This window comes from Amycolatopsis sp. NPDC003731 (assembly GCF_053586895.1).
Map to the genome: position 1 here is coordinate 34,173 of NZ_JBSFNC010000007.1, position 11,961 is coordinate 46,133.

Sequence of the window (11,961 nt, forward strand, 5' to 3'; positions counted from 1 at the left end):
GGCCGGGCCCGGGGCCGGCCGGCCCCCGGTCGACGGCGAACCGGGCAGGATGTGTACGACTCATCCGACACTGCGGAGGTCCGCCGGTTTTCGAAAGTTTCGAGGGTGCTCGGCGGGTTTTCCGTTGTGGTGTCGGTGATCCATGAGAACAGCGCGCCTGCCTGGCGTCAAGCAAGGATCAGGCCCATTGCTCCGTCCCGGTGCCGGTGATGTAATTTTCAGGCCGCCCTGACAAAGATTGACCGGGTGGCGGGTGAGCGAGGTAAGGTGCTGTCCGGAGTTGCTGAGTCATACTCATTGCGTGACCCGTGACGAGGAAGTAGCACCGCCTGTCCCGTACCGCCCCGGCTACGAAGTGGTGGCGGAGCAGATCCTGCGGCTGATCGCCGAACTGGAACTGCGGCCCGGTGACCGGATGCCGACCGAGAACGAGCTGGCGGCGCGGATGGGAACGAGCCGGACCATGGTGCGGGAGGCCGTCAAGATCCTCTCGGCCATCGGCCGGGTGCGAGCGCACAAAGGACGTGGGCTGTATGTCTCCGACGACGAGGGCATGCTCGGCGGGTCCCGCTGGGGCGCGTTCTTCCTGCCCGCCGATCTCGACCACGTCTACATGCTCTTCGAATTCCGCCGGATCCAGGAGACCGCGGCCAGCCGCCTGGCCGCGGCCAACGCCACCCCCGCCGAGCTGCGCTCGATCGAGGCCGCCGCCGAGACCTGCCGGCACGGCCACCTGACCGGGCAGTACTCGCTGTTCGACCGGGGCGACGACGACTTCCACGCCGGGATCGCCGCCGCGTCGCACAACCAGTTCCTCGTCGCGGCCGTGGGCGAGGCCCGCCGCCTGCAACGCCAGTCGAACATCATCGGGATGTCCGGCGCGATCGGCGGGCACGCGGCGGGCGCGGTCGACGAGCACGCCGCGATCTTCCGGGCGATCCGGGACGGCGATCCGGACGCGGCGGCCCACGCCGCCGGCGTCCACCTGGACAACACCCTGGAGGACTACCGCCGGGAGATCCAGCGCCGGCTCTTCGGCCGGTGACCGCACCCGTCAGACATTCCATTGTGGACCTTACTGCTCCCGGGATCTTCCCCGGCCCGGGAGGACGACGACGTCCGTAGACAGAGGGAGCCGTGTGATGCTGAAGAGAGCCCTGTTCGCCTCCGCCGTGATCGGAGCCGTGCTCGCGCTGGGGGTGAGCGGAACCGCGCAGGCCGCCCCGGCCGCCGCGGCCCCGGCCACCGCGGCCGCCGGCACCGCGGGCTGCGGGAAAGCACCCGGGCTGGCGAGCGGCAACCACACGATCTCCAGCGGCGGCCAGAACCGCAGCTACATCCTGCGGGTGCCGGCCAACTACGACAACAACCACTCCTACCGGCTGTTCGTGGGCCTCCACTGGCGGGGCGGCACGATGAACGACGTCGACTCGGGCGGCACCGACGGCTACAACTGGTCCTACTACGGGCTGCGCCGCCTGGCCGACAGCTCCGGCAACAACACGATTTTCGTGGCACCGCAGGGCAACGGCAACGGCTGGGCCAACCCGGGCGGCCAGGACGTCACCTTCATCGACGATCTGCTGCGGCAGGTCGAGGCCGCGTTGTGCGTCGACACCACGCAGGTCTTCGCCGGCGGCTTCAGCTACGGCGGCGCCATGAGCTACGCCCTCGCCTGCGCCCGGCCCACGGTGTTCCGCGCGGTCGCCGTGTACTCCGGGGCGAACCTCAGCGGCTGCAGCGGCGGTACCCAGCCGGTCGCCTACATCGGGATGCACGGCATCGCCGACAACGTCCTGCCCATCGCCTCCGGGCGCTCGCTGCGCGACCAGTTCGTGCGCAACAACGGCTGCACCCCGCAGAACCCGCCGGAGCCCGCCGCCGGCAGCCGGACCCACATCGTCACCGCCTACTCCGGTTGCCGGGCCGGGTACCCGGTCGTCTGGGGCGCCTTCGACGGCGGGCACGACCCGGGTCCGAAGGACGGCGGCGGCAGCGGCTGGCAGACGTGGACCTCGGGCGAGGTGTGGAAGTTCATCACGCAGTTCGGCACCAGCACCCCGCCGACGCCGCCGGTCCAGACCGGCGTGAACTACAAGCTGACGGCCCAGCACAGCAGCAAGCTCGTCGGGATCACCGGCGCCTCGACGGCGGCCGGCGCGCTCATCGAGCAGGAGTCGGCCAACGGCGGGCTCAGCCAGCAGTTCGACTTCGTCGACTCCGGTGACGGCTACTACCGGGTCCGGGCCCGCCACAGCGGGCTGGTGCTCCAGGCGGCGAACGCCAACAGTGGCGCGGACATCAGCCAGCAGGCCGACACCAACGCCACCGCGCAGCAGTGGCGGGTCGTCGACCAGGGCAGCGGCGCGGTGAGCCTGGTCAACCGGCTGAGCGGCCTGGCGCTGGACGTCTGGGGCGTGTCGACCGCCGACGGCGCCCGGATTTCCCAGTGGACGTTCACCGGGAACCCCAACCAGCGGTTCCAGCTCCAGCGTGCCTGAGCCCGTGACCGTCGCCGAACCGTCCGGGTTCCGGCCCACGCTGGCCGATGTCGCGCGGGCGGCCGGGGTGTCCATCGCCACGGCCTCCCGCGTGCTCAACGGCTTCCCGCGGGTGAGCCCGGAACGTCGCAAGCAGGTGGAGTCCGCGATGCTGGCGCTGGGCTACGCCCGGCAGCGGGCGGCGAAGGCGAGCAGCGCGCGGCACACCGGCTCGATCGCCCTGGTGGTGTGCGAGGAAGTGCCGCGGTTGTTCACCGACCCGTACTTCCCGCGGATCGCCGCGGGGGTCGGCCGGGAGCTGACCGCGGTGGGGGTGCAGCTGGTGCTGCTCACCGTGCCGGCGACCGACGACTACCAGTCGCCGGTGGTCCGGTACCTCGACGGCGGGCACGTCGACGGCGCGCTCGTCGTCGGCATGCACGGCCGCCGTCCGCTCGACCTGGACTGGCTCGGCATCCCGGTGGTGTTCGGCGGGCGGCCGGTCCAGGCGGCGGGCCGGGCGGGCCGGCTGCCGTACGTGGACGCCGACAACCAGGGCGGCGCCCGGCTGGCGACCCAGCGGCTGCTCGACGGCGGCCGCCAGACGGTGGCGACCGTGACCGGGCCGCAGGACATGACCGCGGGAGTGGACCGGCTGCTCGGCTACCGGCAGGCGATGATGCGGGCCGGCCGGTACGACGAGACGCTGGTGGTGTGCGGCGACTTCGGCCAGGCGTCCGGCGAGTACGCGACGTCCCGGCTGCTCACCCGCCGTCCCGACGTCGACGGCATCTTCGCGGCCTCGGACATGATGGCGGTCGGGGCGCTGCGCGCGCTTCGCCGCGCGGGCCGGCGGGTGCCCGACGACGTCGCCCTCGTCGGGTTCGACGACCTGCCGATCAGCAGCTGGACCGACCCGCCGCTCACCACCGTGCGCCAGCCGGTGGAGGAGATGGGCGCCCGGATGACCGCCGAGCTGCTGGCGATGATCGACGGCGCGGCCCCGCGCCGGTGCACCGTGCTCGACACCGAGCTGGTGCCGCGGAAGTCGGCCTGAGTCGATGTCCATTCGGGACTGAGGAGGAATCGTGCGCGTGTTCGTGGTGGTGGCCGCGATGCTGCTGACGGCGCTGTCCGTCGCCGCACCGGCTTCGGCGGCGGCGGCGCCCCTGGTGGGCGCGGCGTCGGGACGGTGCCTGAACGTCCGGGGCGGCAGTGACGCGCCCGGGACGGTGCTGGAGATCCAGGACTGCGGCGGCCAGGCCGGGCAGGCGTACGAGTTCACCGCGGCGGGGGAGCTGCGGACGCTGAACGGTACGCGCTGCGTCGACGCTTCCGGCAACGGGACGTCCCCCGGCACGGCCGCCATCATCTGGTCGTGCCACGGCGGGGCGAACCAGCAGTGGCGGCAGAACGCCGACGGGACGATCAGCGGTGTCCAATCAGGACTGTGCCTGGACGTGACCGGCGCGGGAACGGCCAACGGCACGGCGGTCGTCCTGTGGACCTGCCACGGCCAGGCGAACCAGCGCTGGAGCGGCGGGACGACCCCGCCGACGCCGTCCGGTACGGCGCCCTGTGACATCTACGCGTCCGGGGGCACGCCGTGCATCGCGGCGCACAGCACGGTCCGGGCGCTCTACGGCACCTACGCGGGCAACCTGTACCAGGTCCGGCGTTCGTCGGACAACACGACCAGGAACATCGCCGTCCGGGCGGCGGGTGGCACCGCCGACGCGAGCGTCCAGGATTCCTTCTGCTCCGGGACGACGTGTGTGATCACGGTGGTCTACGACCAGTCCGGGCGCGGGAACGACCTGTGGTACCAGGGCTCGACCGTGGTCCCGGGCTCGAGCCAGAGCAGCCCGGCGAAGGCGACGTCGGAGTCGCTCACGGTCGGCGGCGCGAAGGCGTACTCGCTGTACATCAACCCGGGCAACAGTTATTGGCGGGACGGGCACGCGACGGGGGTGCCGACCGGCAGCGCGCCCGAGGGCATGTACATGGTGACCAGCGGAACGCACGTCAACAGCGGCTGCTGCTTCGACTACGGCAACAGCGAAACGACCCGGAAGGCCGACGCGGCCGGCGCGATGGACGCGATCAACTTCGGGACGCAGTGCTGGTTCGGCGGGTGCCAGGGTTCGGGCCCGTGGGTGCAGGCCGACCTCGAGTGGGGCCTGTACCCGGGTGGTAGCCAGCAGTGGAACCCGAACCAGCGGGCGCTGCCGAGCAAGTTCGTGACGGCGATGCTGAAGAACAACGGCACGTCCCGCTTCGCGCTCAAGGGCAGCAACGCCCAGTCGGGCAACCTCACGACCATGTGGGACGGAGGCCTCCCGGGCGGCTACAGCCCGATGAAGAAGCAGGGCGCGATCATCCTGGGCAGCGGAGGGGACTGCTGCAAGCCCGGCGGCGGGGCCAACCTGAGCGCGGGCACGTTCTACGAGGGAGCAATGGTCGCGGGGTATCCGACGGACGCAACGGAGAACGCGGTACAGGCGAACGTGGTCGCCGCCGGCTACCGCTGAGCCGCTGGGGCGGACGGAAGGGGCTTCCCCCGCGGGCGACGCGGGGGAAGCCCCTTTTGGTGCGGGTGGGGTTCGGCATTGGCCGGCTGTGTTCTGCGCTCGCTGGCCGGGTGGGCGCTGGGTCGGTGCGGGTGGGCCGTGCCTTGGGCTCGCGGGCCAGGATCGGCGCTCGCCGGTGGGTTTGGTGCCCGCCGCCGCGTCCTGCGCGCGCCTGTCCACTGTGTGCTCGCCCGCCGCCTCGTACGTTGGCCGGCCGACCCGCGCGCTCGTCGGCCGCACCCTGTGCTCGCCGACCGGAGTCGATGCCCGCCGGCTGCACCCTCCACGCCGGGCGGCCGCCGCGGCCCGCCGCCTCGTGCGTTGGCCGGCCGAGCCGCCCGCCCGTCGGCCGCACCCTGCGCTCATGAGGCGGGCGCCGCTGCCCGCAGCCGAACGCCCCTTGCCTCGAGCGCCCGCCGCGCCCCGCGGCCCGGCCGGCGGCGAGCGCGCGGTCCGAGCGCCGAACCGGTTCGCCTCCATTCGGCCGATTGTCGGTGAATTGCCCGCAGCGTACCGTCCCTGGTGGTCGAACCGGTTCGATGACCTTCGACCCCTCCCGCACGTCCACCGCCAAAGGAGTCGACTGTGGACCTCTCGCGTCAGCGGCCGCGCGTCCGCCGTGGCTTGGCCGCCCTGTTCGTCACCGGCGCTCTGACCGGTGCCTCCGCCGTGGCCCTTCCCGCACCGGCGCACGCCGCGGACGAGTCGGTCTCCGTCGACTTCTCCGCCGTCGGCGCGGCACCCACCTACCGGGCTTCCGGCTGGATCTACGGCATGACCGAGAACGCGTCGGCGCCGCCCGACCACTTCTTCCGGGACGTGCGCTTCCAGGCGATGCGGGCCGGCGGCGCCCAGCTCGACAGCCCGGGCGGGTGGGTGTCGGGCAAGTACGACCGGCGGTGGAACGCCACCCGCGCCCAGCTCCTGCGCACCCGCTCGCTCGGCGGCCAGTTCGTCCTGCTGGTGCACGACCTCTGGGGCGCCGACGGCTACCCGATCTCACGGTTCCCCGGCGACAACGGCGACTGGTCCGACTACGACGCCTTCCTCACCCGCCTGATCAACGACGTGCGCGCGACCGGCGCCCCGGTCGAGTGGGACCTCTGGAACGAACCCAACATCACGCTGTTCTGGAACCGCCCGCAGAGCCAGTACTTCGCCATGTGGCAGCGCGCGTACCAGCGCATCCGGGCGGCCTTCCCGGCACACGCCATCGTCGGGCCCAGCCTCGCCGGGGTTCCGTCCACCTCGGCAAGCTGGTGGACGCAGTACCTCGACTTCGTGCGCGGCTCGAACACGGTGCCCGACATCATCAGCTGGCACTCCCTGCCGGGGGATCCGGTGGCGAACGTCGCCGCCGCCGACGCGTCACTCGGCTCGCGGGGCATCCCGCACCCGCGGCCCTACCAGATCAACGAATACGGGGCTTCCAACGAGCAGAACCCCGGTGACGGCGCCTGGTACATCGCCCGGCTCGAGCGGGCCGGCGCCGACGGGCTGCGCGCCAACTGGGCCGGCGGCGGGAACCTGCACAACGACCTCGCGAACCTGCTCGTCCGCAACTCCGCGGGCCGGTACCTGCCCAAGGGCGAATGGTGGGCCTACCGCTTCTACGGCTCGCAGACCGGCCAAATCGTGGCCTCGAAGCCGAGCCAGGCCTACGACCCGTTCGCCACGAAGACGGCCGGGGTGGCGAAGGTCCTCGTCGGCGGCGGTGGCACGACCGGGAACGTCTCGGTCGCCCTGCAGCGCCTGGACACCACCTCCGGCATCGTCCAGAACAACCAGGTGCGAGTCGTCGTCCAGCAGATCCCGTTCACCGGCGGCGCCGCGGTGCAGAGCCCGGTGACCATCCGGGATTCCGTGGCCACGGTTTCCGGCAACACCGTGACCGTCGGCATTCCGCACACGACCGTCGACGACGCCCTCAGCATCACCCTGCTGCCGCCGTCGGACGGCAGCTTCCAGACCGTCGCCGTAGCCCAGCACTCCCAGCAGTGCCTGGACAACACCGACCTCGGCACCGCGGACGGCAACCGGCAGCAGCAGGACTTCTGCGAGGGCGGCGACCAGCAGCAGTGGACCTTCCGCCCGGTTTCCGGGGTGGCGGGTACCTACACCGTCGTCAACCGGCAGAGCGGCAAGTGCCTCGAGGTCGCCGGAGCCTCGGCCGACGACGGTGCCGCCGTCCAGCAGCGGACCTGCACCGACGGCGCCACCAACCAGCAGTTCTCACCGCGCCGGGTCACCTACGGCGGCAACGACGCCCACGACTACCAGCTCGTCGCCCGGCACAGCGGCAAGTGCGTCGACGTCAGCGGGGTGTCCACGGCCGCCCGCGGCGCGGTGATCCAGTGGACGTGCAAGCCGGTCACCCAGAACAGCCCGCTCAACCAGACCTGGCGGCTGTGGGGCCGGGGACCGGCCTGACACTTCAGGCCCCGGGCCGGTTGCCGGTCGGGATCGTGATGGGCGTGCTCGTCGGCGACGTGCCCTTATTGAGGAACAGCATGGCGAGCGCGCGGATGAACTGGTCGAAGAGGAAGAACCCGGCCGGGGCGATGGGCAGGAGGCCCTCCCGGAAGGCGATGTACGCGGGCCACCCGGTGCGGATCAGGGTGGCCGCCGCGTAGTCGCGCGGCAGGCCGAGCCAGTCGCCGACCTCGTTGCTGAGCACGTACCGCACGAACTCGTTCAGGAAGCCGCGGGTGACGCCGAGGTCGATCTGGGCGGTCAGCCCGAGCAGGTCCGCGGCGAGCTCCTTGCCTTCGGGCGTCGGAGCGAGCAACGGGGTCAGCACCTGGGCCGACTGCGCGTCCGCCGCGGCCCAGGTCTGCGGGATGAACTCGTCCCGCACGCCGAGCAGGTGGATGGCGACCTGCCACTGGTGCAGGAAGGCGTCCTCGTCCGCGGCCGACATCGGGACGTGCCACTCGCGCAGCTTCCGGTGCACGAAGGTGCCGAGGCTGTGGAAGGTGACCAGGATGTCGCCGTTGCTGATCGGGACCCGCTCGTCGGCGACGGCCCGCCAGTGCGCCGACTGCGGCAGCAGGTGGCGCACCGCGGCGTGCACCATGCGCGTCTTGTTGGCCGTGACGACGAACTGGCCCGAGGGCTCGAACGCGCCGGCTTCGCTCAGGTCGTAGCCGAAGGTGAACGTCTTCGCCGCGCGGTCCTGCATGTCGGCGCCCCCCGCGGACCAGTAGACCGACCGGGCCTCCCGCGGGATGACCGTGCTCATGATGCCGCTGCCCAGGCCGTAGAGCATGAAGAGATAGGTGTCCTTGCGCCGGTTGAAGTCGGCGGCGCGGCGCAGCTTGGTGGGGTCGGCCCAGGAAGGCAGCCGGTTGACCCGCTGGAGCCAGGCCGCGAGGTCGGCGGGCAGGCCGGCGGGCAGCGGGTCGTCGTTGTCCACCCACGACCGCAGCGCGGTGTTGACCGCGGGCACCCGGCCGCCGTCGACGAGCCCCGCCATCAGGGTGTCGACCTCGTCGTCCCACACCCACCAGGGATCGGCGCCCGCCGTGGTCGAGCCCCAGGCCGGGACGGCGCTCGCCGCGCTCGCCAGACCCAGCGCGACACCGAGGGAGAGAACGTTCCTCCTGCTGAGATTGCTCATTCACTTACCTAGCTTCCTTGATAGGTAATGGGCTCTTCGAGAGGAGATTCCTGATTAACATAGAAGGTGACTCGCGGGTCGGCAAGACCCGGCCGGCCTGTGGTTGACTGGCACGTATGGCCCGACTTCCGCAGACCCCAGCCCGGTGACCGCCGAGCCGGCCGCGGCCGTCCGGCCCCGCAACCGCAGGCAGCTCATCGTCGAGGCGGGCGCGGCGGTGTTCAGCGAGCGCGGCTACCACGCGGCGTCGATGGAGGAGATCGCGGCGCGCGTGGGCATCACCGCGGCGGCGCTGTACCGGCACTTCCCGAACAAGTACGCGCTGTTCGCCGAGTGCGCGAACGTGATGGCGGACCGGCTCGTGGAGGCCCTCGCCGACGTGCCCCCGGACGCGTCGGCGGCCGAGATCTTCGCCGCCGTCACCCGGGTCACCGTCGCCCACCGGGAGACCGGCGGCGTGTACCGCTGGGAGGCCCGGTACCTCGAGCGCGACGACCGCCGGCTGCTCGCGGCCAAGTTCGCGCACGTCGTCGAGCGCGTCGCGGCGGCCGTGCGGCGCGAGCACCCGTGGCCGGGCGAGCACCTGCGGGCCGTGGGGGCGCTGGGGGCCATCGGGTCGGTCACGACGCACCACAACGCGATCGGCCGGCGCCGGGTGGGGGAGCTGCTGCAGGCGGCCGCCCTGCGCGTGGCTGCCACCGACCCCGCCGCGACGCCCGCGCCGGCGGTGGAGATCCCCGCTCCGCCGGTGCCCCGGACACGGCGTTCGGAGATCCTCGCGGCCGCCGTCCCGCTGTTCGAACGCGACGGGTTCGCCACCGTGACCAACGGCCGGATCGCCGAAGCGGTCGGGCTGGTGCCGTCGGCGTTGTACCGCTACTTCCCGGGCAAGGCCGACATCCTGGCGGCGGCGTGCCTGCAGGCCGCGGCCCTGCTGGCCCAGGCGGTCGAGCACAACCTGCGCGGGGTGACCGGCCCGCACGAGGCCCTGAACGCCCTGACGGCAACGTACGTGGCGTACAGCTTCGAGCACAGCGCCCTCAACAGCGTGGCCAACGCGGAAATCGCCGGCTTGCCGGACGCGCTGCGCCGGCCTCTGGTCGCGGCGCAGCGCGAGCACATCGCGGTGTGGGAGCAGCAGTTGTGCGCGGCCCGCCCGGACCTCGACCCGCGTCAGGCCCGGGTGCTGGTGCACGCCGGGTTCGGCGTGGTGGTCGAAGCCGGCCGCCGGCTGCGGTGGGCAGACCGCCCGGAGCACCGGGCCGCGGTGGCCGCGTTGCTGGTGCGCGCGCTCGGCCGGTGACGCCTCAGGCCTTGGTCTCGCACCGCACCTGCGGCGCGGCCTCGGTCCCGGACGCCACGCAGTCGACGACCCGGCCGGGCCCGGGCACGGGGTAGCCGAAGAAGATCGGCCCGTCGCCGTCCGCGCCGGCCGAGAACTTGACGACCGTGTGCTGCCGGTTCCCGTTGCCGTGCAACGTCTTCGAGTAGTACGTCGTGTGCGGTCCGATGGCGGTGCTGATGCCGTCGCCGTCGTCGTCCACTTCGTGCACGTTGAGCACGTAGTCCCCGGTGGTGTACTTGCCTTCGCCTTCGTGCCCGGCGTCGGCGGGCGTGGCACCGGTGATTTCGGGCGAGACGGGATCCGCGGCGGTGGCGATGACGGTGGCTCCGACCCCGACCACCGCCACCCCGGCCACGGCCGCGGCGACGACGATGCGCTTGGCGGTGAACTTCATGGGCCCCTCCTCCCCGCCTGGTGATCAAGCTAGGGGAGGGAACGCGCTGGTCGCCTCGTCCGAAGGGGCGGTTCGGGGGTGGGTGCCTCGTCCTTTCGGCCGATGTTCGGCGTGCAGCACCTCAGGGCAGGCCGCCGGTACTTCGAGTTCGCCGACCGGATCGGCGAAGCCGCGGTGCTCGGGCGGCTCTCGAGGGGGCTACGGGTTCGTCCCGGCGCGCCCGGGCGGCCTGAGCCGCGTCACGACCGCGCTCGCCGCCACACCGCGAGCGCTGTCGCGGCCAGAGCGCCTCCCGCGGCGGCGACCACGCCGTGGTGCCGGCTCGCCCACAGCTGCGCGCTCCTCGGCGTCGCCTGGCCGTCGAACTGGCCGTGCGCACCGAAATCCCGCCCGCGGTCGGCCGGCGACCACAGGTTCTCCGGCTGGTCCGGCGGCTTCTTCGCGCCCGTCTGCTGGGACCGGTAGCCGGTCCGGGCGAGGTACCGGTCGAGGACACCCGGCGCGACGGCGTTCGCGATCAGCGTGCCGACCGTGCTCCCGCCGACCCAGTACTCCCGGCGGCGCGGGTGGTCGGCGGCGTGCAGCACCGCGCGGGCGGCGACCTCCGGCTGATAGATCGGCGGCACCGGCTGGGCCTGGTGCGGCAGCTTGGACCGGACCCACGAGAACTGCGGCGTGTTGACCGCCGGCAGCTGCACCATCGTCGTGCGGACGTGGCTGCCGTCGTGCAGGAGCTCGCAGCGCAGGGCTTCGTTGAAGCCCTGGATCGCGTGCTTCGCGCCGCAATACGCGCTCTGCAGGGGGATCCCGCGGTACGCCAGCGCCGAGCCGACCTGCACGATCGTGCCGTGGTCGCGCGGCTTCATCCGGTGCAGGGCGGCCATCGTGCCGTGGACGTAGCCGAGGTAGCTCACTTCGGTGACGCGGCGGAATTCGTCCGGTCCGATCTCGCCGAACGGCGCGAACACCGACGTGAAGGCCACGTTGACCCACACATCGATCGGCCCCAGCTCCCGCTCGGCCCGCGTGGCCGCGGCATCGACCCGGCCGAAGTCGGCGACGTCGGTGGGGATCGCCAGGGCCGTCCCGCCGGCCTTGGTGACGTCTTCCGCGGCGGCTTCGAGCCCCTGCTCACCGCGGGCCAGCAGGGCGACCCGGGCGCGGCGGGCGCCGAACGCCCGCGCGACCGCACGGCCGATCCCGCCGCTGGCTCCGGTCACGACGACGACCTGGTTCATGATGTCCTCCGTTTCCCGGTACGAGCCCAGACGGCCGCGCCGGCCGCGCTGGCGAGCGCCGCAGCCCGCCACCGCGGGGCGACGACGGCCAAGCCGAGCATGCTCACCCCGTGCGCGACATCGACCGCCCAGCCTCGGCGGGCGACGAGCCCGCCGGGCCGCCGCAGGACGGCCGCGGCCTGGGCGAGGTGCCGGATGCCCAGCGCCAGTGCGACTTTCCGCGGGACCGGCAGGGAGCGTGACAGCACCACGAGCCCGCCGCCCCACACAGCGCGGGCCACCGCGACCCGGCGAGTCACCGGCCCACCGCGATTC

General features: G+C 72.6%; 10 protein-coding genes. 6 read left to right on the plus strand and 4 right to left on the minus strand.

Annotated features, from left to right (window positions below; translation table 11 throughout):
- The first annotated feature begins 301 nt into the window (after window positions 1-301).
- The 5 genes from ACWDN5_RS04805 (at window position 302) to ACWDN5_RS04825 (ending at window position 7,480) form a co-directional block, all read left to right on the plus strand.
- Window positions 302-1,045, plus strand: a complete 744-nt coding sequence (locus ACWDN5_RS04805; RefSeq protein ID WP_310975289.1) for a FadR/GntR family transcriptional regulator — start codon at window positions 302-304, stop codon at window positions 1,043-1,045.
- Window positions 1,046-1,142: 97 nt separating this feature from the next.
- Window positions 1,143-2,501, plus strand: coding sequence for an RICIN domain-containing protein (locus ACWDN5_RS04810; RefSeq protein WP_396136974.1), 1,359 nt, complete (start codon window positions 1,143-1,145; stop codon window positions 2,499-2,501).
- 4 nt (window positions 2,502-2,505) lie between these two features.
- A complete protein-coding gene (locus ACWDN5_RS04815; RefSeq protein WP_310975753.1) occupies window positions 2,506-3,537 on the plus strand; it encodes a LacI family DNA-binding transcriptional regulator in 1,032 nt (343 codons plus the stop codon).
- Between the two features lie 31 nt (window positions 3,538-3,568).
- On the plus strand, window positions 3,569-5,011 hold the full coding sequence (locus ACWDN5_RS04820; protein ID WP_449674520.1) for an arabinofuranosidase catalytic domain-containing protein: 1,443 nt from the start codon (window positions 3,569-3,571) through the stop codon (window positions 5,009-5,011).
- A gap of 624 nt (window positions 5,012-5,635) precedes the next feature.
- Entirely contained in the window at window positions 5,636-7,480 is a 1,845-nt protein-coding gene (locus ACWDN5_RS04825) for an RICIN domain-containing protein (RefSeq protein ID WP_449674522.1), read from the plus strand.
- Window positions 7,481-7,484: 4 nt separating this feature from the next.
- Here ACWDN5_RS04825 and ACWDN5_RS04830 read toward each other — a convergent pair whose 3' ends face one another.
- Window positions 7,485-8,669, minus strand: a complete 1,185-nt coding sequence (locus tag ACWDN5_RS04830) for an oxygenase MpaB family protein (RefSeq protein ID WP_449674524.1) — start codon at window positions 8,667-8,669, stop codon at window positions 7,485-7,487.
- Between the two features lie 145 nt (window positions 8,670-8,814).
- On the opposite strand from ACWDN5_RS04830, the gene ACWDN5_RS04835 reads away from it, so the two are divergent.
- Complete coding sequence (locus ACWDN5_RS04835; RefSeq protein WP_449674526.1) at window positions 8,815-9,972, plus strand: TetR/AcrR family transcriptional regulator; 1,158 nt, start codon at window positions 8,815-8,817, stop codon at window positions 9,970-9,972.
- A 4-nt stretch (window positions 9,973-9,976) separates the two neighbouring features.
- Here the strand turns inward: ACWDN5_RS04835 and ACWDN5_RS04840 are convergent, their stop codons facing one another.
- From ACWDN5_RS04840 to ACWDN5_RS04850, 3 genes are all read right to left on the minus strand, one after another.
- Window positions 9,977-10,408, minus strand: coding sequence for a hypothetical protein (locus ACWDN5_RS04840; protein WP_449674527.1), 432 nt, complete (start codon window positions 10,406-10,408; stop codon window positions 9,977-9,979).
- A 239-nt stretch (window positions 10,409-10,647) separates the two neighbouring features.
- Entirely contained in the window at window positions 10,648-11,646 is a 999-nt protein-coding gene (locus tag ACWDN5_RS04845; protein ID WP_449674529.1) for an SDR family oxidoreductase, read from the minus strand.
- Window positions 11,643-11,945, minus strand: a complete 303-nt coding sequence (locus ACWDN5_RS04850) for a hypothetical protein (protein WP_310975302.1) — start codon at window positions 11,943-11,945, stop codon at window positions 11,643-11,645. Before ACWDN5_RS04850 ends, ACWDN5_RS04845 begins: the two co-directional genes overlap by 4 nt.
- Window positions 11,946-11,961 lie beyond the last annotated feature (16 nt).

Coding starts and splice junctions, on each gene's coding strand:
- ACWDN5_RS04845 (WP_449674529.1), bottom strand. CDS start 11,646: ATGAACCAGGTCGTCGTCGTGACCGGAGCCAGCGGCGGGATCGGCCGT.
- ACWDN5_RS04810 (WP_396136974.1), top strand. CDS start 1,143: ATGCTGAAGAGAGCCCTGTTCGCCTCCGCCGTGATCGGAGCCGTGCTC.
- ACWDN5_RS04830 (WP_449674524.1), bottom strand. CDS start 8,669: ATGAGCAATCTCAGCAGGAGGAACGTTCTCTCCCTCGGTGTCGCGCTG.
- ACWDN5_RS04840 (WP_449674527.1), bottom strand. CDS start 10,408: ATGAAGTTCACCGCCAAGCGCATCGTCGTCGCCGCGGCCGTGGCCGGG.